The sequence below is a fragment of the Psychrobacillus vulpis genome, assembly GCF_006861825.1.
In the GTDB taxonomy this organism is placed as follows: Bacteria; Bacillota; Bacilli; order Bacillales_A; family Planococcaceae; genus Psychrobacillus; species Psychrobacillus vulpis.
On sequence record NZ_VDGI01000010.1, the window covers coordinates 97,733 to 122,155 of the forward strand.

At 35.8% G+C, this 24,423-nt stretch carries 23 protein-coding genes and 2 tRNA genes; 24 read left to right on the forward strand and 1 reads right to left on the reverse strand.

Going from position 1 to position 24,423, the window contains the following annotated elements; all coding sequences use genetic code 11:
• The first annotated feature begins 2 nt into the window (after positions 1-2).
• The 24 genes from sdhB (at position 3) to hemL (ending at position 22,805) form a co-directional block, all read left to right on the forward strand.
• Positions 3-779, forward strand: a complete 777-nt coding sequence (gene sdhB / locus FG384_RS10570; RefSeq protein WP_142642566.1) for a succinate dehydrogenase iron-sulfur subunit — start codon at positions 3-5, stop codon at positions 777-779.
• Positions 780-916: 137 nt separating this feature from the next.
• Positions 917-1,366 carry an acyl-CoA thioesterase gene (locus tag FG384_RS10575; RefSeq protein WP_142642567.1) on the forward strand — a complete coding sequence of 150 codons (450 nt, stop codon included), beginning with the start codon at positions 917-919 and terminating at the stop codon, positions 1,364-1,366.
• Between the two features lie 60 nt (positions 1,367-1,426).
• Entirely contained in the window at positions 1,427-1,657 is a 231-nt protein-coding gene (locus tag FG384_RS10580) for a helix-turn-helix domain-containing protein (RefSeq protein WP_142642568.1), read from the forward strand.
• Between the two features lie 79 nt (positions 1,658-1,736).
• Entirely contained in the window at positions 1,737-2,195 is a 459-nt protein-coding gene (locus FG384_RS10585) for a MarR family winged helix-turn-helix transcriptional regulator (protein ID WP_142642569.1), read from the forward strand.
• A gap of 9 nt (positions 2,196-2,204) precedes the next feature.
• Entirely contained in the window at positions 2,205-3,002 is a 798-nt protein-coding gene (racE, locus tag FG384_RS10590; RefSeq protein ID WP_142642570.1) for a glutamate racemase, read from the forward strand.
• A gap of 74 nt (positions 3,003-3,076) precedes the next feature.
• Entirely contained in the window at positions 3,077-3,838 is a 762-nt protein-coding gene (gene rph, locus FG384_RS10595; RefSeq protein ID WP_142642571.1) for a ribonuclease PH, read from the forward strand.
• Complete coding sequence (locus tag FG384_RS10600) at positions 3,835-4,437, forward strand: XTP/dITP diphosphatase (protein ID WP_142642572.1); 603 nt, start codon at positions 3,835-3,837, stop codon at positions 4,435-4,437. Before rph ends, FG384_RS10600 begins: the two co-directional genes overlap by 4 nt.
• Positions 4,427-4,945, forward strand: a complete 519-nt coding sequence (locus FG384_RS10605) for a metallophosphoesterase family protein (RefSeq protein WP_240793397.1) — start codon at positions 4,427-4,429, stop codon at positions 4,943-4,945. The genes FG384_RS10600 and FG384_RS10605 overlap by 11 nt, the downstream gene beginning before the upstream one ends.
• 78 nt (positions 4,946-5,023) lie before the next feature.
• Positions 5,024-5,097: transfer RNA gene (locus tag FG384_RS10610), tRNA-Arg, on the forward strand.
• A 218-nt stretch (positions 5,098-5,315) separates the two neighbouring features.
• The gene (locus tag FG384_RS10615; protein WP_240793398.1) at positions 5,316-6,410 is read left to right on the forward strand and encodes an endospore germination permease; all 1,095 of its coding nucleotides are present in this window, start codon (positions 5,316-5,318) and stop codon (positions 6,408-6,410) included.
• A gap of 33 nt (positions 6,411-6,443) precedes the next feature.
• Entirely contained in the window at positions 6,444-7,898 is a 1,455-nt protein-coding gene (locus FG384_RS10620; protein ID WP_142642574.1) for a spore germination protein, read from the forward strand.
• The gene (locus FG384_RS10625) at positions 7,895-9,046 is read left to right on the forward strand and encodes a Ger(x)C family spore germination protein (protein WP_142642575.1); all 1,152 of its coding nucleotides are present in this window, start codon (positions 7,895-7,897) and stop codon (positions 9,044-9,046) included. The genes FG384_RS10620 and FG384_RS10625 overlap by 4 nt, the downstream gene beginning before the upstream one ends.
• A gap of 75 nt (positions 9,047-9,121) precedes the next feature.
• A tRNA-Arg gene (locus tag FG384_RS10630) sits at positions 9,122-9,195 on the forward strand.
• A gap of 120 nt (positions 9,196-9,315) precedes the next feature.
• Positions 9,316-10,323: a hypothetical protein gene (locus FG384_RS10635; RefSeq protein WP_142642576.1), complete on the forward strand. Its 1,008-nt coding sequence runs from the start codon at positions 9,316-9,318 to the stop codon at positions 10,321-10,323.
• Between the two features lie 124 nt (positions 10,324-10,447).
• Positions 10,448-11,728 (forward strand): trigger factor, encoded by a 1,281-nt coding sequence (tig, locus tag FG384_RS10640; protein ID WP_142642577.1) that lies wholly within the window; start codon positions 10,448-10,450, stop codon positions 11,726-11,728.
• 163 nt (positions 11,729-11,891) lie between these two features.
• A complete protein-coding gene (gene clpX / locus FG384_RS10645) occupies positions 11,892-13,160 on the forward strand; it encodes an ATP-dependent protease ATP-binding subunit ClpX (RefSeq protein ID WP_142642578.1) in 1,269 nt (422 codons plus the stop codon).
• A gap of 186 nt (positions 13,161-13,346) precedes the next feature.
• The gene (gene lon / locus FG384_RS10650; RefSeq protein ID WP_142642579.1) at positions 13,347-15,662 is read left to right on the forward strand and encodes an endopeptidase La; all 2,316 of its coding nucleotides are present in this window, start codon (positions 13,347-13,349) and stop codon (positions 15,660-15,662) included.
• A 5-nt stretch (positions 15,663-15,667) separates the two neighbouring features.
• Entirely contained in the window at positions 15,668-16,249 is a 582-nt protein-coding gene (gene yihA / locus FG384_RS10655) for a ribosome biogenesis GTP-binding protein YihA/YsxC (protein WP_142642580.1), read from the forward strand.
• Positions 16,250-16,536: 287 nt separating this feature from the next.
• Positions 16,537-17,901: a glutamyl-tRNA reductase gene (hemA, locus tag FG384_RS10660; protein ID WP_142642581.1), complete on the forward strand. Its 1,365-nt coding sequence runs from the start codon at positions 16,537-16,539 to the stop codon at positions 17,899-17,901.
• 93 nt (positions 17,902-17,994) lie between these two features.
• Positions 17,995-18,825, forward strand: a complete 831-nt coding sequence (gene ccsA / locus FG384_RS10665) for a cytochrome c biogenesis protein CcsA (RefSeq protein ID WP_142642582.1) — start codon at positions 17,995-17,997, stop codon at positions 18,823-18,825.
• An 18-nt stretch (positions 18,826-18,843) separates the two neighbouring features.
• Positions 18,844-19,773 carry a hydroxymethylbilane synthase gene (hemC, locus tag FG384_RS10670; protein ID WP_142642583.1) on the forward strand — a complete coding sequence of 310 codons (930 nt, stop codon included), beginning with the start codon at positions 18,844-18,846 and terminating at the stop codon, positions 19,771-19,773.
• Positions 19,766-20,530, forward strand: a complete 765-nt coding sequence (locus FG384_RS10675; RefSeq protein ID WP_142642584.1) for a uroporphyrinogen-III synthase — start codon at positions 19,766-19,768, stop codon at positions 20,528-20,530. The genes hemC and FG384_RS10675 overlap by 8 nt, the downstream gene beginning before the upstream one ends.
• A complete protein-coding gene (gene hemB, locus FG384_RS10680; RefSeq protein WP_142642585.1) occupies positions 20,527-21,510 on the forward strand; it encodes a porphobilinogen synthase in 984 nt (327 codons plus the stop codon). The genes FG384_RS10675 and hemB overlap by 4 nt, the downstream gene beginning before the upstream one ends.
• Positions 21,510-22,805: a glutamate-1-semialdehyde 2,1-aminomutase gene (hemL, locus tag FG384_RS10685; protein WP_142642586.1), complete on the forward strand. Its 1,296-nt coding sequence runs from the start codon at positions 21,510-21,512 to the stop codon at positions 22,803-22,805. Before hemB ends, hemL begins: the two co-directional genes overlap by 1 nt.
• 933 nt (positions 22,806-23,738) lie before the next feature.
• On the opposite strand, the gene FG384_RS10690 is transcribed toward hemL, so the two are convergent.
• On the reverse strand, positions 23,739-24,423 hold a 685-nt coding region (locus FG384_RS10690; RefSeq protein ID WP_142642587.1), incomplete at its 5' end, for a transposase.

Here is a 24,423-nt window from a genome sequence, read left to right on the forward strand (position 1 = left end):
TCATGGTAACAGCAACAGAAACTAAAAAAGTTCAAATTGAAGTTTTTCGTCAAGATACTCCAGAATCTACTCCATATTGGGAAAAGTTCGAAGTTAACTATCGACCTAATATGAACGTAATTTCTGCTTTAATGGAAATTCGTCAAAATCCTGTCAATACGGACGGGAAAGCAACGACTCCAGTAGCATGGGATATGAGCTGTTTAGAAGAAGTATGTGGAGCTTGTTCGATGGTTATCAATGGTAAACCACGCCAATCTTGTTCTGCATTAATCGATCAATTGACGCAACCGATTCAATTAGCACCAATGAAAACATTCCCTGTAGTTCGTGACCTTCAAGTAGACAGAACTCGTATGTTTGACTCATTGAAAAAAGTTAAGGCATGGGTTCCAATCGATGGATCATATGATCTTGGTGAAGGACCACGTATGCCAGAGCGTAAACGTCAATGGGCTTATGAATTATCTAAATGTATGACTTGTGGTGTTTGTTTGGAAGCATGTCCAAACGTAAATAGTGGCGCATCCTTCATGGGACCTGCTCCACTTTCACAAGTACGTCTATTTAACGCACATCCAACTGGTTCGATGAATAAAGATGAACGTTTAAACGCAATTATGGGAGACGGAGGCCTTGCAAACTGTGGTAACGCACAAAACTGTGTTGTTGCATGTCCAAAAGGTATTCCTTTAACAACTTCTATCGCTGCATTAAACCGCGATACAACTGTACAAATGTTTAAAAACTTCTTCGGAAGCGATCACATGGTTGATTAATTTTAACGTGGGAGCGTAAACATTTTTACGGAATGTATTCGTCTTCATAAAAATCTGTGTAGAATCTTTATTTCTATACAGATTTTTTATTTCTGTTACAATAAATGAATAACTATTCATTTATTGGGGGTATTCACATGAGAGCAAATTACATAGAAGATTTAAGTTCTTGGGAAAAGGGATTTACATTTTACTCAGAGGTTAATATTCGTTTTTCCGAAACGGATATGTATGGACATTTAAACAATACGGTTACATTTGCTTATTTTGAATATGCACGTATTGAATATTTTAAACATATTAAATTGATGAATGATTGGCTAAATCCAAAGGGAGAAAAAATTCCAGTAGTAGCTGATTTACAATGTGATTATTTGAAACAAGTATTTTTTGATGAAAAGCTTCGTATTTATGTAAAATCCAATTCAATTGGTTCATCTTCTGTAGATTTGCACTACATGGCAAAAAATGAGAACGAGGAAATCGTTTTTACTGGAAGAGGAACAATTGTACAGATTGACAAGAAAACAGGTAAAGGTTCGAAATGGTCAGAAAAAGAAAAAGAAGTTTTTCGAAAGTATGCATAACTAGCCGTCACCTACTTTCCCAATGCTACATACGTTAGTAGAAGAGTGGATAGGGGGGCTATGGCATTGTATGATAGTAATCAGCATCGATCAATACTGACGAGCAGGGAACGTCAAATTTTTCAATTATTAGTAGAAGATCATTCTACGAAAGAAATATCGATTCAGTTATCTATTAGTGAAAAAACTGTCAGAAATCACATTTCTAACACGATACAGAAATTAGGAGTATCAGGTAGATCGCAAGCAATTGTAGAATTATTACGATTAGGTGAACTATCGTTGAATTAATTAGAATCCTTGCCATTTTCCTCAGAACACGTCACAATGATAAATAATATGTATATTGTTTTGAGGAGTGAAGGATTAAATGACAGATGAGATAAACAACGTGGAACATAAACACGAAGATGTTGCTTTTTTAGAAAAAGAACTTAGGCATATATCAGGTATTATAAAACAAAAAGGGCGTCAAATGTTAAATGCCTATACAATTACTCCCCCACAGTTCGTGGCACTACAATGGCTTTTAGAGCATGGAGATATGACAATTGGCGATTTATCAAATAAAATGTACTTAGCTTTTAGTACAACGACAGATTTAATTGATCGTATGGAAAAGAGTGAGCTTGTTCAGAGAGTTAGAGATGAACAAGATCGAAGAGTAGTTCGAATACATTTATTAAAAGAAGGCGAACGTATCATAGAAGAAGTGATTGATAAGAGGCAGCAATATTTGAAGGATATTCTAGGTCAATTTAATACAGACGAAGTAGCAAATCTATCTACATTATTAGAAAAATTGCATCAAGAGATGAAAAAGAACTGAGGAATTTACGTGAAAGCCCCAATTGGTGTTATAGACTCTGGAGTTGGTGGGTTAACAGTTGCAAAAGAAATTTTGCGACTGTTGCCAAACGAAGAAATTATTTATATAGGTGATACGGCAAGATGTCCATATGGACCTCGTTCTGGGGGAGAAGTGCGTAAATTTACATGGCAACTGGCTATGGCACTTTCTAAGATGAAAATTAAGATGCTTGTTATTGCGTGCAATACTGCCACAGCAGTAGCATTAGAATCATTGAGTAAAAAAATGCCGTTTCCAGTAATTGGCGTCATATTTCCTGGGGCGAGAGCAGCAATGAAAGCAACGAAAAAAAATGAAGTTGTGGTCTTAGGTACAAGCGGTACGATAAAAAGTGGGGCATATGAAACAGCAATTGCGGCTTTAAACTCATCTAGTAAAGTTATTCCGCTAGCATGCCCTACTTTCGTTCCGTTAGTGGAGAGTAATGAATATGAAGGTGAATTTGCAAGAAACATGGTGTACAATACTCTCTTACCGTTAAAAAACGAACAATTTGATACGGTCATTCTTGGTTGTACACATTATCCATTATTACAAACGTATATTGAAGAAGCAGTTGGTGATAATGTGAAGGTACTTTCTTCCGCAGAAGAGACAGCACAAGAAGTGTTGGAGTACTTAGATTTTCATCAAATGCATAATCCAGTAGAAGGGTATAAAAAACCTGTGTTTTATACGACTGGATCTATTCCGATATTTAGGACAATCGTAGAGAAGTGGCTAGAGTTACCGAATGCAGATATTAGAACAATATCATTTACATGACCCTGTTAACTTGAGAATCCTCGAATAGCGGGGTTTTCTTTTGCTTACTGGTTATTACGAAAAAGGAGAAATTTATGATTAGAACAGATGGTAGAGATGTAAAACAATTAAGAGATATTCAGATTGAAACGGATTATTTAATGCATCCAGAAGGATCTGTATTAATAACAGTTGGCCGAACAAAAGTCATTTGTAATGCAACGATAGAAGACCGAGTACCACCTTTTTTAAGAGGACAAGGTAAAGGTTGGATTACAGCAGAATATTCCATGCTTCCGCGTGCAACAGAATCTCGCACACCTCGTGAAGCATCAAAGGGAAAAGTGACAGGTCGCACGATGGAAATTCAGCGTCTAATAGGACGAGCGTTACGTTCCGTTGTAGATTTAGAAAGTATCGGGGAAAAAACAATTTGGATAGATTGTGATGTTATTCAAGCAGATGGTGGTACTCGAACAGCAAGTATTACAGGAGCTTTTGTCGCGTTAACAATTGCACTCGGAAAATTATCTGAAGATAAGAAGCTACCATTATTTCCAGTTCGTGAGTTTTTAGCGGCGACAAGTGTTGGAGTATTAGAAAATGTAGGAGTCGTATTAGATTTAAACTATGAAGAGGATTCCTCTGCTTCTGTAGATATGAATATTGTGCAGACAAGCAGTGGGGAATACGTAGAACTTCAAGGTACAGGTGAAGAAGCGACTTTCTCTAAGAAACAGTTATTAGAGCTATTAGAGTTCGGGGAAGCTGGCATTCAACAATTAATGGACGTTCAACGTGCAGTACTTGGGGACTTAGCTAACAAAATCGGTGAGAGAGGCATGGAATTAGAATGAAAAAAATAATTATTGCTACAAAAAATAAGGGAAAAGCAAAAGATTTTGAAGCACTATTTAATCCTCTAGGATACGATGTCTTAACATTGCATGACGTTGCAGAAGAAATGGATATCGAAGAAACAGGAATTACTTTTGAAGAAAATGCATTACTTAAGGCGACAGCACTTGCAAATCATTTGCAGACAATTGTGATTGCTGATGATAGTGGGCTTGAAATTGATGCATTGGATGGACGTCCAGGTATTTATTCTGCTAGATATGCTGGAGAAGAAAAAAGTGATGATGCAAACATCGATAAAGTATTAGAAGAACTAGAAAATGTAGAAGAACCAAATCGAACAGCGAGATTTGTTTGTGCAATTGCAATCGCATCTCCAACTCAAAAAACGATTACTGTAAGAGGTACTTGTGAAGGTGTTATTGCAAAAGAAAGAAGAGGAAACAATGGATTCGGATATGATCCGATATTTTATGTTCCTTCCGAAAATAAAATGATGGCTGAATTATCCGCGGATGAAAAAGGAGCAATTTCTCATCGAGGAAATGCTATTAAAAAACTTTCTGCAAATCTTGCGGAGTTATTAAGTGACAAATAGGGAAATGATAAAGCTATTAATAATAAGTGATACACACAAAGATATTGAAACAATGGAAAAAGTCCTTCTGCAACATCAAGATGTAGATGCTATGATTCATTGTGGAGATAGCGAACTGGACTCCTCCTATTTTAAACAAATATCTGTACATGTAGTACGAGGAAATTGTGATTCGGATACTAATTATCCGAACGAAATCATTACTCAATTGAATGATGATATTGTTTATGTGACGCACGGTCATTTACATCAAGTAAAATCGACGCTTATGCCACTTAGCTATCGAGCTCAAGAAGTACAAGCGTCCATTGTATGCTTTGGACATTCCCATTTGCTCGGAGCAGAAATTAATAACGGCATTCTTTTTGTGAATCCAGGTAGCCTTCATAAGCCTCGTGGGAGAAAAGAAAAAAGTTATGCAATAGTAGAAAAACTTATCAATGGATGGAGTGTTCTATTTTTTTCTTCTGAACATAAAATAATAGAAGAATTAAATTTTAAAATTTAATGAAATAGCGTTGACTTAACTTGAATATGATTATATAATAAATCTTGTCTTTCCTATCTGTGTGGTGGGGGAGTACTTGTCTCAGTAGCTCAGCTGGATAGAGCAACGCCCTTCTAAGGCGTCGGTCGGGAGTTCGAATCTCTCCTGGGACGTTCATTCTATACATAGTAAAAAAACCTTCCAATCATTTGATTGGAAGGTTTTTTTTATATGACTTTGCTAGATTTCATTATACTTCTAATATGTTACTTCTGTTTTCCGATATTATCTATTTCCATTAGTTGATTTCGATTATTTCATTCTAGAACTTATAATATATCGTGTTATTGTCAAAACTAAACAATATCAACAAATGATAGAGGGTTTTATAGTGAGAGGAACAGGTGTCGGACCAATTAGTATATTGCACGTAATTTTTCTATCGATGACTGTTATTGGTTTAAAGAATCATGTGACAATTATTCCTCCGATATTGCAAGTTGTAGGCAGAGATGGGTGGGCTGCAATATTGCTTGCTGCGATCTTCATGTTTCCCTGGTTATTTCTTTTATTGTATGTTCATCACAAATCACATCAGTTGCCATTGAAAGATTGGCTAAAACAAAGGATTGGAAAAGTCGGATATACCATTATCCTTTATATTATTGGATTTTATTTAATCGTCCTTAGTGCGTTTACAATAAGAGAAACATTGCAATGGGTGAAGACGACATTTTTACCAAATACTCCAATGGTACTTCTGTTGACCATTTTTACAATACTTTGCATCCTACTTATATCAACAAATATTCAAACGATTGCAATGGTGAATGTACTTGTTTTATTCGGAGTGATTGTTTTAGGATTTTTTGTGGCATTTGTCAATATACAAGTAAAAGATTATGAATTGTTAAGACCTTTTTTTGAACATGGTTTTAAACCGATTGTTACAGGAGCGGTATATCCTGCATCTGGATTTGTTGAACTGCTCCTGCTTCTATTCCTTCAGCATCACTATAAGGGAAGGATTCGTTGGTACCATTTTGCTATTATGCTATTTATTTTAATGGGATTGACGATGGGGCCACTTATCGGAGCAATTACTGAGTTCGGGCCAATAGAAGCTGCTAAACAAAGTTATCCAGCTTATGAAGAATGGGGACTTGCAACGATTGGAAGATTTATAGAACATATGGATTTTTTCTCAGTGTATCAATGGTTAACAGGTGCATTTATTAGAGTTGGATTTTTGTTGTTTATAGTAGTAGATCTATTCAATTTGAATGAGAATAGGAAACGGATATGGACGATGATCGCACCACCTTTCTTCTTCCTTAGCTTATCATTATCACTGTTGAATGATGATCTATTTTTAGAAATCAAAGGAAATTATTTCTTAATATGTACTTTTGTATTCTTAATCGTACTATCACTCTTTTTAACCATAGTTGCATTCGCTTCCAGAAAAACTGTCAAAAACGTGTAATTATAATATTGCTTAGAAAGAAGTGAAAAGACAATGCAATCGGCTGAAAGTACAATGGATTTGCTAAAATTGCAGCAGCTATTTCAATATTCCGCGGATGTTAAATTTCAGGAATACTCATTCCATCGACATAAAGTACAGTTTCTCATTTGTGAGGCGATGGTTGACCAGCAGTTATTAAATGAAGTCATTGTACATCGGGTTCAGTCAGTTTGCGACAACATAACGGAGCAATCACTCGAAGAAGTAATTATTGAGAAGTTACACATACCCGACTTAAAAAAAGTGGAGAATCAAGAGGAAGCAATATCTTTAATATACGAGGGACATTTGTTACTTTACTTCGAGGAAGGCAATCTTTTATTTTCAAGTAATATTTGTAAAAAGCCAAATAGGAGTCCTGAAGAATCGAGAATGGAGGTACTCATTAAAGGTCCGAGGGACAACTTTATTGAAGATATCACTGTGAATATCGCATTAATACGTAAGAGATTGCCTACGAATTCGTTGTGCGTAGAAAAACTTCAGCTAGGAAAGCGTTCCAAAACTGTAGTAGCCATTCTATATTTTAGCGATATAGCCAATAAAGAAATATTAAATGAGATTAAAGACCAGTTGAATAAAGTAGACACAGATATAGTATTCAGTGGTGAGTTTTTAATGGAAGAAGTGAATAAGAATTCTAAAATCTTTCCGAGAACTGATTATACAGGAAGGCCAGATTTCGCTGTTGAATCACTCGTCAGAGGAAGGTTTATCATATTAGTTGATGGAGTTTCTTACGCTGTTATTACCCCTGTGAATTTATTTTTACTTTTAAAGTCAGGTGAGGATACAGAATATCCTGTTGCGTTTAGTTCATTGGAAAGGACACTACGTATTTCAGGTATTCTAATCGGCGTACTTCTTCCTTCATTTTGGCTTGCATTGACTACTTTTCATCAAAATCAACTGCCTTTTCAATTACTTACAACTGTAGTTCAAGCGAGTACAGGTTTACCTCTTCCATCCGCACTTGAAATGCTTTTAATGCTCTTAATGTTTGAACTTTTTCGTGAAGCAGGCTTACGTCTTCCGAGTGTAATTGGTGGGACTATAAGTGTTGTAGGGGGACTCATAATTGGGGACGCTGCTATACGAGCGGGTTTAACTAGTCCGGCGATGATAGTTATTATTGCGATTTCTACCATATCGACATTTACACTAGTTAACCAATCTCTAGTGTCAGCTGTGAGTATTACGCGTGTTATATTTATTTTAATCACTGCAATTTTAGGGTTATTCGGATTTTTTATGGCGCTGTATTTCCTGTTGCTATATTTAGCGAATATCCGAATATTTGGGGTTCCTTATATGAATATTGCCACTGATTTAAGCTGGACAACTATTAAAAAATCGTTATTTAGAGTGTCTCCGAAGAATTATAAGAAGCGTCCGAATGTGCTAGATCCACAAGATAAGACTCGGACAAAAGAGGCTGAGAAATGAAAAGGATAAAAATGATTATCCTCTTTATATTAGTGACATTTATATCAGGCTGTTGGGATGTGACGGAACCTGAAAGAATGCTCTACATTTATGGAGTAGGTGTGGATTATAAAGATAATAAATATGAGGTATATGCTCAAATCGTTAATTTTGTAAATATTGCTAAGTCAGAACAACCAAATCTTGAATCAAATCAGGTAGAGGTGGGTCATGGCTCTGGAAAAACTATTGATGATGCAATTTTTAGCTTGTATCGATCAATGGATTTAAAGCTTTTTTGGGGGCATTTTAGTTATCTTATTTTTTCGGAAGAAGTATTAAAGAATGGGAATGCAAATCCGGTAATTAATGCGTTTATTCGATATAGAGAAACGAGATATCAAACATGGGTCTATACAACGTCAGATCCAATAAAAGATGTATTACTCCTTACGCCGATATTCAATAAAGCGATGACGCTGTCTAAGATTTCAGATCCTGAGAACTCTTACAAGCAAGATTCATTAATAGAGCCTATTGATTTACGAGAGCTAATTATTATGTTAAACGAGCCAAGTTACGAAGTGAAAATCCCGTTAATTACCATTAAAGAAAATTGGGAGACGGAAAAAGAATTAGATAAGGCTGCTTCTATATTAGGAATAGGTGTGATTTCCCCGACCGATTTTAAGGGTTTTATTAAAGGAGATAAAATAAGAGGATTGCAATGGATGACGGAAGAAACAGTTAGATCGGAATTAACGTTCAAAATAGATTCTCATGAAGAAAGTTATATGACTGTAATTTTAGATAATCTTGATGTTAAAGTAAAACCGATAGTTACGAGTGATAATGTCAATTTTGATATCGATGTAAGATTGAATGTTTTAGTTAGCGAGTTTCAGGGAAAAATAACACCCGATGAAATACGGAAAGGTGTTATCAAACAAGTGAAGAAAGAGATTGAAGACACGTATAAAGAAGGGTTAAAAAACGATATTGATATTTATCGATTGTCGGAGTATGTGTATCGCCAAAAAGTGGAGACGTGGAAAAAACAACAAACAGATGGAAAGATAAGGTTGAGCGATGATTCTATAAGGGATCTTAATGTAGTTGTAGGTAAGATTTATTCAGGTAGAAAATCATTTGAAGAAACAATTAAATAAAAAATGATAATATATCTTGACAAATTACTGAGAAAATTAGACAATAGATATTGTCTTTGGTAAGACAGGTGCATTGTCTCAGTAGCTCAGCTGGATAGAGCAACGCCCTTCTAAGGCGTCGGTCGGGAGTTCGAATCTCTCCTGGGACGTACATAAAAAACCTTCTTTTTCAAATGAGAAAGAAGGTTTTTTTATAATTATGACAGATGAAACAAGAATGTAAATGCAATGCCCATACTATATATAATGCTGAAGGTAGGAGATCGTGAATGAAGAAAAAACATAAAAAGATTCAAAAGGTCGATAATCTGATTATTTTCCCAGGAATGATTGAGAACCTTTTAGCAGATGGTCTTGCATACGCGGAAGAACATAATTATGTCAAAGCAGCTCTCTGTTTTGATGAAGCGAAAAAATATGTTGAACTCGATGAAATGATTTTGAGTGTTTATGTCCTGACATTATTAGAGACAAGACGCCAACAAGAAGCGAAAGAAATTTGTGAGAATCTATTAGAGGAAAATTCCCCGATTTTTGAGCAGATAGTAGAATTATATTTGACAATCTTACTTGATTTGAAGGAATATAAAGAAGTAGAAAGTTTATTGGAGAATTTAGTATCAGATAATCGATTTTCTGATGATCGAAAGAAAAACTTTAAACAATTAAAAGAACTCAACTCACGACTTTCATCTGAACAAAAGGATTCTACCAACATGGATGATGAAACAATTATAGACCATGTCGATAAAGAAAAATTTCAAATGGATGTATTTACAAAACTAACTTTGATGGAACAAGAACAATTATTGCATGATTCATTTTATAAAAATATTTCAGATGTAGTACAAGAAATAATAGAGATTGTAGAAAGCAATAAGGTTTCTTTACCAGTCCAAACACTCGCTTTAATACTATTAGGTGGGAGTGGTGTTACTGCAAGCGTAACTGTTGAAAAGTTTGGTTTTAAAGAAAAAGTAAATCCAATGGCTCTTCCAAGCCCGAATGCTGTAGAACGAATAGATCTAGTTAATCAACATGTGCAAGAGATTTTAGAGAAAGATCCTTCTAAGTTGGAGTTGACAACAGGTTTAGTTCATCGTCATGCGTATGCATTATTTCCTTTCGATTGGACTGAATTTTGCGATGTAAAAGTTGCTGAAGCCTATGTTCATTTTGTGAATACTCTATTCGGAGAAGAAAATCTGAAGTCAGATAAATTGTATGATTTGATAAAATTATTGGAAGACTCGGCACAAGTAGTAGATAATGATTAATGTTGAAAGTCTATTCATCTATGCTATAATATACAAGTTGTCAATTTAATTAGTGAAAACCTGTCCTGTCACTTAAAAGACAGGCTGCTAAATTATTGTAATTTATTTTTTGGAGGTAGAATATATGTCAGTTAAATGGGAAAAACAAGAGGGAAATAACGGTCTATTAACAGTTGAAGTAACTGCAGATGTAGTAACGAATGGTTTAGATCAAGCATTTAAAAAAGTAGTTAAACAAATTAATGTACCTGGTTTCCGAAAAGGGAAAATGCCACGTCCAATGTTTGAAAAAATGTATGGTGTAGAATCACTTTATCAAGATGCACTTGATTATATTCTTCCACATGCATACGCATCAGCTGTTGAAGAAGCTGGTATCGATCCAGTAGATCGTCCAGAAATCGACATCGTAACAATGGAAAAAGGACAACCTTTAGTATTCACTGCTAAAGTAGTTGTAAAACCAGAAGTTACACTAGGCGAATACAAAGGTTTAGAAGTAACAAAACTGGAAACAGAAGTTACGGAAGAAGAAATCGAAGAACAACTAAAAAGCCAACAAGCTCGTTTAGCAGAGCTAGTTGTAAAAGAAGATGCAATCGTTGAAGGCGATACTGCTGTAATCGACTTTGAAGGATTTGTTGACGGAGTAGCTTTTGAAGGTGGAAAAGGAACAGATTACCCATTAGAAATCGGGTCAAACTCTTTTATCCCAGGATTTGAAGCACAATTAGTAGGTTTGAAAACTGGTGAAGAAAAAGATGTTGAAGTATCTTTCCCAGAAGAATATCATGCAACTGAACTAGCTGGTAAACCAGCAGTATTTAAAGTAACTGTAAAAGAAGTAAAAGGGAAAGAACTTCCTGAACTAAATGACGATTTTGCTAAAGAAGTAGATGCTGAAGTAGAAGGAATCGAAGGTCTTCGTGCAAAATTGAAAGAAGTAACTGCTTCAGAGAAAAAACAATTATCAGAACAAAGTCTTCGTGATGATTTAGTAGAAGCTGCTGCTGCAAATGCAACGATGGATGTTCCTGATGCAATGGTAAATTCAGAAACTGATCGTATGCTACAAGAGTTTGGTCAACGTTTACAACAACAAGGGATGAATTTAGACCTTTACTATCAATTCTCAGGTCAAGATGAAGCTGCCCTACGCGGTCAAATGGAAGAAGATGCTAAGAAACGCGTACAAGTTTCATTAACACTTGAAGCAATTGCTGAAAAAGAAGGAATTCAAGTTACAGAAGCAGAAGCTACTGCAGAACTTGAAAAAATGGGTGCACAATTCAATATGTCTGCTGAAGATATTAAAAACGCACTTGGTGGAACAGAAGTACTTGAAAATGACTTACGTTTCCAAAAAACAATTGAATTCTTAGTAGAGAACGCTAAAATTTCATAATTTTTGTTTAAAGCGTTATAATATAAAGCAAGGTACAGTAAATTGTCTGTGCCTTGCTTTATCTAATACATAGTTTTTTAATCATTAATATCATACTTAAACTTATTATTTGATTCCTGGAAAAGAATCTTGTAAGATAATTGCTTGAATAGGGGTGAATATTTTGTTCAAATTCAATGATGAAAAAGGGAACTTAAAATGTTCTTTTTGTGGTAAGCCACAAGAGCAAGTTCGTAAGCTAGTTGCGGGACCAGGCGTATATATTTGTGATGAATGTATCGATTTGTGTTCTGAAATTGTAGAAGAAGAACTTGGGGTAGAAGAAGAAGTAGAATTTAAAGAAGTTCCTAAGCCAAAAGAAATTTTAGCTATTTTAGATGATTATGTAATTGGTCAAGAGAGAGCAAAAAAATCACTTGCTGTAGCTGTTTACAATCATTACAAACGTATTAATTCAAATAGTGTAATTGATGAAGTAGAATTATCGAAATCTAATATAGTTCTAATTGGGCCTACTGGAAGCGGGAAAACATTACTCGCGCAAACTTTAGCTCGAATTCTGAATGTTCCATTTGCGATTGCAGATGCTACTTCATTAACAGAAGCGGGTTATGTTGGAGAAGATGTAGAAAATATTCTTTTAAAACTTATTCAATCTGCAGACTATGATATAGAAAGAGCAGAAAAAGGTATTATTTATATCGATGAAATAGATAAAGTTGCACGTAAATCTGAGAATCCTTCGATTACTCGAGACGTTTCAGGTGAAGGTGTACAGCAAGCATTATTAAAAATTCTTGAAGGTACTGTTGCAAGTGTTCCACCTCAAGGGGGACGTAAACATCCGCATCAAGAATTTATACAAATCGATACAACAAATATTCTATTCATTGTGGGTGGAGCGTTTGATGGAATCGAAACGATTATTAAACGTCGTTTAGGCGACAAAGTAATTGGATTTGGAGCGGATCCAAATAAAGTGGAAGTAGAAGCAGGCTCTATACTTGCTCAATTAATACCGGAAGATCTATTGAAATTCGGCTTAATCCCTGAATTTATTGGACGTTTACCAGTACTTGCCAGTCTTGAGCAATTGGATGATAAAGCGCTTGTACAAATATTAACAGAGCCAAAAAATGCGCTTGTGAAACAATATCAAAAAATGATTGAACTAGATAATGTTAAGTTAACATTTGAAGATGATGCATTAGTTGAAATTGCTAAGCAAGCAATCGAGCGTAAAACAGGTGCTCGTGGACTTCGATCGATTATCGAGAATATTATGCTTGATGTAATGTATGAGCTTCCATCTCGTGAGGATATTGTAGAATGTATTGTTACTAAAGAAACAATTACAGAACAAGCAAGTCCGAAGTTATTATTAGAAGATGGAACTGAAGTAGGAAAAGATAACGAAAAAACATCGGCTTAATAGGCCATTGAAATAAGCTGGCTTCCAATATGCGCTTGCTAAGTGCAATCAAGGATGTCAGCTTTTTCTCCTTATGTTTAATGTAGAAGAAAAGCGTGTTTCTAATCTTAGCAGTAATTGACTAAAAGTTGAGCTGTTTAATTAGTGAATAAATCGGACAGAATTAAACGGAGGTGACTTTCCAAAATGGCGAAAAATAATATGACATATTATCCGGTATTACCACTTAGAGGTCTTTTAGTATTTCCAACGATGGTGCTTCACTTAGATGTAGGACGAGAACGGTCTCTTGCTGCTTTAAACGAGGCAATGTTGCGTGATGAAAAAGTATTTCTTGCAGCTCAGCGAGATATGAATTTAGAGAATCCAAAGGCTGAAGATTTATATGATGTTGGAATATTAGCGTATATCAAACAAATGGTTAAACTACCTAATGGAACAATGCGCGTCTTAGTAGAAGGATTACAAAGAGCAATTTGGGATGAATACAAAGTAAGAGATACGTATGATGAAGTAGCTGTGACTGCCTTTATAGAGCCTGAAAAAGCAGATCAAGAAGACGAAGCGCTAATGCGAACTTTAGTACATAATTTTGAAAAGTATTCAAAGGCATCGAAGAGCGTATCAGAAGAAACGTATAAATCCGTTCTAGATATAGAAGAGCCAGGTAGACTTGCAGATATGGTTGCTTCTCATTTACCATTAAAAATTTCTGGAAAGCAAGAAATTTTAGAAATTATGGATGTTAAAGAACGTTTAGAAGCGTTAATAAGTCGCTTGTATAATGAACAAGAGATTTTAGATTTAGAAAAGAAAATTAATACACGTGTTAAACATGCAATGGAACGAACTCAAAAAGAATTCTATCTTCGAGAACAGATGAAAGCTATTCAAACTGAACTTGGTGATAAAGAAGGTAAGACTGGTGAAGTTGCAGAGCTGAAAAAAAGAATAGATAATGCAGGTCTTCCTGAAACAACGAAAAAGAACGTGTTAAAAGAATTGGATCGCTATGAAAAACTTCCGACTCAAGCACCTGAAAGTGGAGTCATACGGAATTATATCGATTGGATCGTATCCATTCCTTGGTCCAAGTCAACAGCAGATCAATTAGATATTAAGCGCTCTGAAAAAATCTTAAACCGTGACCATGAAGGTTTGGAGACAGTAAAAGAAAGAGTATTAGAATATTTAGCTGTACGTCAATTAACAAAATCTCTTCGAGGACCAATTCTTTGTTTAGCTGGACCACCTGGAGTAGGTAAAACCTCTTTAGCAAAATCAATAGCAGAATCATTAGGAAGAAATTTTGTTCGAATTTCTCTTGGTGGGGTTCGTGATGAATCAGAAATACGAGGGCATCGAAGAACGTATGTAGGTGCAATGCCTGGACGTATTATTCAAGGAATGAAAAAAGCAGGAACGATCAATCCATTATTTTTATTAGACGAAATCGATAAAATGTCAAATGATTTTAGAGGAGATCCTTCCGCTGCAATGCTAGAAGTATTAGATCCGGAACAAAATAATACTTTTAGTGATCATTATATTGAAGAAACATACGATTTATCGAATGTTTTATTTATCGCAACAGCAAATGATTTAAGTACAATTCCAGGTCCACTAAGAGATCGAATGGAAATTATTTCGATTGCTGGATATACGGAACTAGAGAAGCTCTCCATCGCTAAAAATCATTTACTACCTAAGCAAATGAAAGAACATGGCCTAACGAAATCACAACTTCAAGTAAAAGACGAAGTGATTGTGGATGTATTACGTCATTACACTCGAGAGGCAGGTGTAAGGAGCCTAGAGCGAGTGCTTGCGAATATTTGTCGAAAAGCGGCTTTACAAATCGTTTCAGGTAGTAAAAAACGTGTAACTATTACATCGAATAACTTGGAAGAAACAATTGGAAAGAAAAGATTCCGTTATGGACAAGCAGAAACAGAAAACCAAATAGGTGTTGCAACTGGACTAGCCTATACTTCAGTTGGCGGTGATACTTTGCAAATTGAAGTTTCCTTATCACCGGGTAGTGGAAAGCTTCAGTTAACAGGTAAGCTTGGTGATGTGATGAAAGAGTCAGCGCAAACAGCATTGTCGTTTGTACGCTCAAAAGCAGAAACAATTGGAATTGATCCAAACTTCCATGAAAAATTTGATATTCATATTCATGTTCCAGAAGGAGCGGTACCAAAGGATGGTCCATCTGCTGGTATTACAATTGTTACTGCATTAGTTTCCGCTTTATCCAAACGTCCAATTCGCCGAGAAGTTGGAATGACTGGGGAAGTGACACTAAGAGGAAGAGTATTACCAATCGGTGGTTTGAAAGAAAAAACATTAAGTGCACATCGCGCTGGATTAACGACAATAATTTGTCCAAAAGATAATGAGCGCGATATTGAAGATATACCAGAGAGTGTTAGAGAGGTCTTAACTTTTAAGCTTGTTTCCGATGCTGAAGAGGTACTTCAAATAGCATTAGAGGAGTGAAAAGCGTGAAAGTGAATAATGTAGAATTACTAATAAGTGCTGTAAGACCCGCTCAATATCCAGAAGGAGATTTACCTGAATTTGCTTTAGCAGGCAGATCCAATGTTGGGAAATCTTCTTTCATCAATAAAATGATAGGTCGAAAAAGCATGGCACGAATCTCATCTAAACCTGGGAAAACGCAAACGTTAAATTTTTATAAACTAGAAGAAGATTTACTATTTGTCGATGTTCCTGGTTACGGTTATGCCAAAGTGTCGAAAACAGAAAGAGCAGCATGGGGGAAAATGATTGAGACGTACTTTACATCTCGAGGAGTTTTAAAAGCGGTAATTCTAATAGTCGATTTAAGACATCCGCCTACTGCAGACGATTGTATGATGTACGATTTTTTAAAGCATTATAATATCCCATGCATTATCATTGCTACAAAGGCAGATAAAATACCAAAAGGTAAATGGGACAAGCATAAGAAAATTGTGAAAGATGAATTACAAATGGAAGCAGGCGATCCTCTAATCGTATTTTCATCCGAAACAGGATTAGGTTTTGATGCGGCTTGGGAAGAAATCGAGAGTAGATTCTAATAATTGTTTAGAGTACCTCATGTAAAATAGGATTAAGACTGGTCATTTAGGGAATAATTTTCTTAGATGATCAGTTTTTTATTGAATAAATTATTAGAATAATGTGTTTATTGTGTATATAATCAGATGTCTTGTTTTGCGGCGTATAGTTTGTTAAAATTATTTTATAATAATTCTAATCTAGATGCATGTTATTTCATGACTTGTTCACAAATGCTTAATTTCATTAAGACAAGCTATGTTATAATTGGATTTATGAAATGAACGTGAAAGGGTGACATGATTCCATGCATACAATCGTGGTTGGTGTCAATTATCGTACTGCTCCAGTGGAAATTCGAGAAAAGCTTTCGTTTGTCGAAACAGAGCTTCCAAAAGCCATGCAAGCATTACAAAATAAAAAAAGCATATTAGAAAATGTCATAGTATCTACTTGTAATCGTACAGAAATCTACGCGACAGTAGACCAATTACATACAGGTAAATATTATGTGAAGCAGTTTTTAGCGAACTGGTTTGATATCCCATTAGAAGACATTTCAAAATACTTGTTTATTCATGAAGATGATCAAGCGAATAGTCATCTGTTCCAAGTAACAGCTGGCATCGATTCGATGGTACTTGGTGAAACACAAATATTAGGTCAGGTGAAAAAGAGCTTTCTTAATGGTCAAGAAAACGGTACAACAGGAACAGTTTTCAACCAGTTATTCAAACAAGCAGTTACATTTGCAAAACGTGCTCATGCTGAAACGTCAATTGGTGAAAATGCTGTTTCAGTATCTTATGCTGCAGTTGAGCTTGGGAAGAAAATCTTTGGTTCTTTAAATCATAAACATGTGGTAATTGTTGGTGCTGGTAAAATGGGCGAGCTTGCAATTCAAAACCTGTATGGTAGTGGAGCAGGGAAAGTGACGGTCATTAACCGTACATTTGAAAAAGCAGAAGCGTTAGCCTCTAAGTTTGATGGAACAGCAAAACCGATGGATGAATTACAATGTGCACTATTAGAGGCGGATATTTTAATAAGTTCAACTGGTGCAACAGAATACGTAATTGACTACGAATTAATGCAATTTGTAGAGCGACTTCGAAAAGGGAAACCATTATTTATGGTAGACATCGCTGTACCGAGAGACTTAGATCCCCGCATTGGTGATTTGCCAAATGTATTTCTTTATGATATCGATGATTTACAAGGCATTGTGGAAGCGAATTTGGCGGAACGTGAACGTGCTGCTGAACAAATTAATACAATGATTCACACAGAAATAGAGCAGTTTAATGATTGGGTTACAACTTTAGGAGTTGTGCCGATAATTTCTGCACTTAGACAAAAAGCAAATCGTATTCAATCAGAAACGATGGCTTCCATCGAAAATAAAATGCCTAATTTAACGGATCGTGAACGTAAAGTTTTGAGTAAACATACAAAATCAATTATCAATCAGCTTTTGAAAGAACCAATTTTGCAAGTGAAAGAATTATCAACTGCAAAAGAATCTGCAATGCAACTTCAATTGTTCCAACAAATTTTTGGAATAGAAGAAGATGTTAAAAAGGAAATTTCAATGCAAGCTGAAAAATCAAAAATTAACTTAAAACAAAATTTATTGGATTCCCAAAACCTAAAAGAAGAATTGTCATTTTAACGAAGTAAAAGGAGGCGTTTTTTGTATCTGTATGTGTAATAATAGATATAGAAAACGTCTTTTTTGATGAAAAAAATAGAAAAGGAGCTAATTATGACTGATCTTGCGATGACAAGGCTACTCGAGATAATGGTCATTCTTCAAGCCGTAAGCCTTGTCTTTTATTTTATAGATTATTTGAATAAAGAGCGACGTGCACATCGTATAGCAGTTTGGCTACTTTCTTTGGTGTCACTCATGCAAACGGTGTTTTTAGTTTTGTACATTATTGAAACGAAAAGATTCCCGATTCTTTCGCTTTTTGAAGGTATTTATTTTTACGCATGGCTCGTTATTACTCTATCGATTATTTTACAAGTTATTTTTCGACTTGATTTGCCAGCGTTCTTTTTAAATATTATCGGGTTTATTTTTATGACAATTCATACATTTGCTCCGAATCAAATAGAACAATCACCGGTTGGTGATGCACTTAGATCCGAGCTGTTATTTATCCATATCATGTTTGCACTATTAGCGTATGCAGCGTTTTCATTGTCATTTGTTTTTTCATCATTATATTTAATATTGTATCGTGTTCTTAAAAAGAAAAAATGGACGAAACAATTCTCTAGATTGCCTTCTTTAAAACAAGCAGAAACTGGGATGACTTTTTCTATTTTAACAGGAGTTCCATTATTGTTTGTAAGCTTAGTTCTTGGGTTAGAATGGGCATATGTATCTTTAGATATATTCTCCATATTGGACTTTAAAATTATTAGTTCCTTTATATTATTAGTAGTCTATATTGTTGTATTGCTATTAAGAAGACAATCGAGATTTAGTGGCACTAATTATGCATGGATTCACATATATGCGTTTATGTTCGTTTTAATAAATTTTCTATTAGGTAGTCAATTATCACAATTCCATCTTTGGTATTAAAAGAAAGGTAGCGAAGTAATGCGTAAAATTATTGTAGGTTCTAGAAGAAGTAAATTAGCTTTGACACAAACCAATTGGTTCATTCAACAGATGAAGGATATGGGTGCACCTTTTGAGTTTGAAGTAAAAGAAATCGTAACAAAAGGTGATCAAATTTTAGATGTAACATTATCGAAAGTTGGCGGAAAAGGCCTTTTTGTAAAGGAAATTGAACAAGCTCTTTATGATAAAGAAATAGATTTTGCTGTGCATAGTATGAAAGATATGCCTTCTGAATTACCACCAGGTCTTGTAATGGGTTGCACGCCAAAACGTGTGGATGAGCGCGATGCATTCATTTCGACAGGCCATGTGAAATTTGCAGATCTTCCTAAAGGTGCAATCGTAGGGACAAGTAGTTTAAGAAGGAGCGCACAATTGTTATTATTACGTCCAGATATTGAGATTAAGTGGATTCGTGGAAACGTAGATACAAGACTTCAAAAACTACAGGACGGTGAATATGACGCAATTATTTTGGCTGCTGCAGGATTAAAACGTCTTGGTTGGAGTGATGAAGTGGTAACGGAATATTTATCGACTGAAGAGTGTGTTCCAGCAGTGGGGCAAGGTGCATTAGCTATTGAATGTCGTGAGGATGATGCAGAATTACTTGCAGAGCTTGCAAAACTTTCTGATCAAGATACTTGGAACGCTGTTCATGCTGAAAGAGCATTTTTGGCTGCAATGGATGGTGGTTGCCAAGTGCCTATCGCGGGATATGCAGTTATTAATGGTGATGAAATCACAATGACTGGCCTAGTTGCTGCTCCAGATGCATCAGTTGTGTACAAAGAAGTAGTTACAGGTAAAGATGCAGAAGCAGCTGGTAAAGAAGTAGCTCGATTAGTTACAGAGCAAGGAGCATACGATCTGATTCAAAAAGTGAAGGCAGATTTAAATGTCTAATAGGTTACCTTTGCAAGGCGAGTATGTTATCTTCACAGGAATTCCAAGATCGATGGAAGCAGCAAATCTCACAGTTCAGTTTGGTGGGAATGCAGTAATTGCTCCTTTGATAAGAACGGAAGAAATTGTTTCGCAAAATGATGAGGAAAAAATGCTCGCATGCAATACATATGACTGGTTAATATTCACCAGTCAGAGTAGTGTTAATGCTTTTTATTCGAAAATGAAACGGTATAAGCTAGATGTATCTTTCTTTCGCTCTAAAATTGCAGCTGTAGGATCACAAACAGCCCTGTCATTGGAAAAAATGGGGTTTTCAGTTCATTTTACTCCTACTATTTTTAGTGCAGATGTGTTTGTAAAAGAGTTTCCAGCAAAAGTATCTTCTAGAGAAACATGTTTGTTTTTTAGAGGGAATCTTGCAAAAAACACTATATCAGATGGACTTTCTAATAAAGTCGATGAATGGACCGTATATGAAACGAAAGAATTGGAAGAAAATAAACAACAAATTTTCTCGCTTATTGAAAGTAACAATCGCTGTTCTATCATATTTACAAGTCCTTCTACAGTGGAAGTCTTTCAAAAAAATATAGCATCTAAAGTTGGTTATGATTCTTTTACAATTTGTGCAATCGGACATGTTACGAAAGATTTCTTACAAACTTTAGGCGCAACTGTGAATGTGATGCCTGAAACATATACGCTTACAGAAGTAATACATGAATTAGTTAAATGGAAAGGAAGAGAAACATGACAGAATTATTTTTTCAACGCCATCGCCGTTTAAGAAAAACGGCTGGTTTACGCTCAATGGTAAAAGAAACTTATTTACATAAAGAAGATTTAATCTATCCAATTTTTGTTGCAGAAGGAGAAAATATTAAAAATGAAGTGGCTTCTATGCCAGGAGTTTTTCAATTTTCACTAGACCGTTTAGCGGAAGAAATAGATGAAGTTGTAGAGCTTGGTATTCCGTCCATAATTTTATTTGGTCTCCCATTAGAAAAAGATGCAGTAGGTACACAAGCTTATCATAATCACGGAATTATTCAAGAAGCTACTCGTTTTGTAAAAAAACGTCACCCTGAACTAGTTGTAATTGCAGATACGTGCTTATGCGAGTATACAGATCACGGACATTGTGGTGTAGTAGATGCAAATGAACAAATATTAAACGATCCTTCTTTAGATTTATTAGCTAAAACAGCAATAAGCCAAGCGGAAGCAGGTGCAGATATTATTGCTCCATCGAATATGATGGATGGGTTTGTGACTGCTATTCGACAAGGCTTAGATGAAGCTGGTTTTGCTGATGTACCAATTATGTCGTACGCTGTGAAATATGCTTCTGCTTATTATGGCCCATTCCGTGATGCTGCAGATGGTGCTCCTAAGTTTGGAGATCGTAAAACGTATCAAATGGATTACTCGAATCGCATGGAAGCAATTCGGGAAGCTACTTCCGATGTGGAAGAAGGAGCAGACTTCTTAATCGTGAAACCAGCACTTGCATACTTAGATATAATTCGTGATGTAAAAAATAATTTTACAACACCAATTGTTGCATATAACGTAAGTGGTGAATATGCAATGGTAAAAGCCGCTGCAGCAAATGGCTGGATTAATGAGAAAGAAATCGTGCTAGAAACGTTAACTGGAATGAAACGTGCTGGATCAGATATCATTATGACGTATCATGCAAAAGATGTTGCACGTTGGTTGGAGGACAAATAATGACTAAATCATATAACTTATCTAAACAAGCGTTTGCAGAAGCGAAAGATTTAATGCCTGGAGGAGTAAATAGCCCAGTTCGTGCATTTAAATCCGTAGATATGGATCCAATTTTTATGGCTAGTGGAAAAGGCGCAATATTAACTGATATCGATGGAAACGAATATATTGACTACGTTTTATCTTGGGGACCGCTAATTCTAGGTCACACAGAGCCAAATGTAGTAAAGGCTATCCAAAAGGTTGCAGAAACTGGTACAAGCTTTGGGGCATCGACTTTAATTGAAAACAAACTTGCTAAACTAGTGATGGAACGAGTTCCATCTATTGAAATGGTCCGTATGGTTTCATCTGGTACTGAAGCTACAATGAGCGCTCTACGATTGGCGCGTGGTTATACTGGAAGAAACAAAATTTTAAAATTTGAAGGTTGTTATCATGGACATGGTGATAGCCTGCTTATTAAAGCTGGTTCTGGTGTTGCTACACTCGGTTTACCAGATAGTCCTGGTGTACCTGAATCAATTGCGAAAAACACGATTGCGGTACCTTATAATGACTTAAAAAGCGTTCGCTATGTGTTTGAAACCTTTGGAGATGATTTAGCAGCAGTAATCGTTGAACCCGTTGCAGGAAATATGGGGGTAGTACCTCCAGTTCCAGGATTTTTAGAAGGTCTTCGTGAATTAACAGAACAAAATGGAACGGTATTAATTTTTGATGAAGTTATGACTGGTTTCCGCGTAGGTTACAATTGTGCTCAAGGCTACTTTGGAATTACACCTGATTTAACTTGCTTAGGTAAAGTAATCGGTGGTGGATTACCAGTAGGTGCTTTCGGAGGGAAGCGTAAAATTATGGAGCTAATCGCTCCTAGTGGTAATGTTTATCAAGCAGGTACACTATCTGGAAATCCACTTGCGATGACCGCTGGATATGAAACACTTTCCCAACTAACAGAAAAATCATATGAGCATTTCATGATGCTAGGTGATTTACTTGAAAAAGGATTCCGTGAAGCAGCGACGAAATACAATATTCCGCATACAGTAAATCGTGCTGGATCAATGATTGGATTCTTCTTTACCAATGAAAATGTGACGAGTTATGACCAAGCAAAAAAATCAGATTTAGATTTATTTGCGAAATATTATCGTTTAATGGCAGAAGAAGGAATTTATTTACCGCCTTCTCAATTTGAAGGAATGTTCCTATCAAGTGCTCATACTGTTGAACATATTGAAAAGACGATCCAAGCTTTCCACACAGTGTTTGAAAAGCTTACGAAAAAATAATGATTAAAAGCCTTGCATTCATTTGTAAGTCATTAAGAAACTTACATTTTTAACATTTGAAAGTGTGTGTAATTTAAAAAGGCGACATTCCGTTCGATTTTGAACGAAATGTCGCCTTTTTCTCTAGTAATACGAGCACTCATGCAAAGGAATGTTTGAAGAAAATAAGCTGTTCTGAATAATCTTCAAGACTGAGCGCTCTGGCTGCAGGCGTCTCATGCTCCTGCGCAAGCTCGATTTGCCGCCACAATAATTGTAGACATTCAGCGATGAGTCGAATCTTTTGAGCAAGTTTTTCTCATTCAATGATCGTCATTCTACTTATAAACAGCTGCTATTATGAATAGATCCATATTAGTTGGTTAGAGCGTAGACGGCGACTTCTGCGGGAATAGCAGATGTTTTTCACTATAAAATGCAGAAGGAAGTACTCCGTAAAATCAATAAATAGACGGAACATGATTACATTCTTCTAAACTAGATGGATTTCGTTACAAGCGGCGACTCCTGGTGGATAAGCGTTAGTCGAAGACACCGCAGCGAAGCGAGGAGGGCACTGAAAAACTCGAATTAGTATTTTTGTAGGAACAATTTGCTGTTTTTATTTAAGAGAATTTAGCGCGACGCATGAGACTCCTGCGGGAAAGCGAGACAGACGAGACCCCGCACAAAGCAGAGGAGGACACTGAAAAACTGTCTATTTTTTAATGTAAGTACTTTTTCATTTCTAGAAAATCGTTGAAAAAGGCGACACTCCTGCGGGAATAGCGTTAGTCGAAGACCCCACAGCGAAGTGAGGAGGCTGTGGCAACGCCCGCGGAAAGGGAGGACACTGAAAAACCTTAGCTTTTAATTTTTTTAAATACTCGCCATCAAAAAAGACAATTTTTCGTTCGATTTTGAACGAAAAATTGCCTTTTTCTCCTGTTTTTTTTACTTTTCGTCCTTCAATAGGCTCATAATTCTTTTCAGATTTACTGCAAAGATTGCCATTGCACCTTGCATCTGTATACCGAATAGACCCGCGGATGATGCTACATCATACCCGTGTCTATGTTTTAGTTCACTATTTTTCGCCTCAATCTTATAGCGTTGTTTTGCCTTTTCTTTAAAACCTTCGGTATTTTGAAATACTTCATGGTCTTTATGTTCCGTCGATTTAATTGTGACAGAATACGTTTTACTTTTAGCGCCTTCTTTATAACACCCATCTCTAAGAGGACAGACCAGACATTTTTTAATATAAAAATAATACGTTTGACGTGGATTCCTACCTTTAATTTTCTTTAGTGTGCCTGCTTTACGAATAGCCATATGCCCAACCTTACAAACAAACATTCCTGCATCTTTATTGAACTCAAATTCGTCTTCCTCTGCACGGCCACCTTGTGTAATCATCGGATTCAATTTTGATATTAATTCCATTTTGTTTTTCTTTGCATATTGAATATTATCTTTTTCCGAATAGGCGGAATCCCCGATAACCGTTTCTATTTCCATACCTGTTTTTCGGCTTTTCTCAATCAATTCTTGCAGATATTTCCCATCACTTTTTTCACCTGTTGTCACAATTGCAGCTGTAATTAGTCGTTCATCATTCATTGCGACGTGTGTTTTA

Bases quoted from the DNA above. Each gene is read 5' to 3' on its own strand.
- sdhB (WP_142642566.1), top strand. From the start codon at position 3: ATGGTAACAGCAACAGAAACTAAAAAAGTTCAAATTGAAGTTTTTCGT.
- FG384_RS10575 (WP_142642567.1), top strand. From the start codon at position 917: ATGAGAGCAAATTACATAGAAGATTTAAGTTCTTGGGAAAAGGGATTT.
- FG384_RS10580 (WP_142642568.1), top strand. From the start codon at position 1,427: ATGGCATTGTATGATAGTAATCAGCATCGATCAATACTGACGAGCAGG.
- FG384_RS10585 (WP_142642569.1), top strand. From the start codon at position 1,737: ATGACAGATGAGATAAACAACGTGGAACATAAACACGAAGATGTTGCT.
- rph (WP_142642571.1), top strand. From the start codon at position 3,077: ATGATTAGAACAGATGGTAGAGATGTAAAACAATTAAGAGATATTCAG.
- FG384_RS10600 (WP_142642572.1), top strand. From the start codon at position 3,835: ATGAAAAAAATAATTATTGCTACAAAAAATAAGGGAAAAGCAAAAGAT.
- FG384_RS10620 (WP_142642574.1), top strand. From the start codon at position 6,444: ATGCAATCGGCTGAAAGTACAATGGATTTGCTAAAATTGCAGCAGCTA.
- FG384_RS10625 (WP_142642575.1), top strand. From the start codon at position 7,895: ATGAAAAGGATAAAAATGATTATCCTCTTTATATTAGTGACATTTATA.
- FG384_RS10635 (WP_142642576.1), top strand. From the start codon at position 9,316: ATGAAGAAAAAACATAAAAAGATTCAAAAGGTCGATAATCTGATTATT.
- tig (WP_142642577.1), top strand. From the start codon at position 10,448: ATGTCAGTTAAATGGGAAAAACAAGAGGGAAATAACGGTCTATTAACA.
- lon (WP_142642579.1), top strand. From the start codon at position 13,347: ATGGCGAAAAATAATATGACATATTATCCGGTATTACCACTTAGAGGT.
- hemA (WP_142642581.1), top strand. From the start codon at position 16,537: ATGCATACAATCGTGGTTGGTGTCAATTATCGTACTGCTCCAGTGGAA.
- ccsA (WP_142642582.1), top strand. From the start codon at position 17,995: ATGACTGATCTTGCGATGACAAGGCTACTCGAGATAATGGTCATTCTT.
- hemC (WP_142642583.1), top strand. From the start codon at position 18,844: ATGCGTAAAATTATTGTAGGTTCTAGAAGAAGTAAATTAGCTTTGACA.
- FG384_RS10675 (WP_142642584.1), top strand. From the start codon at position 19,766: ATGTCTAATAGGTTACCTTTGCAAGGCGAGTATGTTATCTTCACAGGA.
- hemB (WP_142642585.1), top strand. From the start codon at position 20,527: ATGACAGAATTATTTTTTCAACGCCATCGCCGTTTAAGAAAAACGGCT.
- hemL (WP_142642586.1), top strand. From the start codon at position 21,510: ATGACTAAATCATATAACTTATCTAAACAAGCGTTTGCAGAAGCGAAA.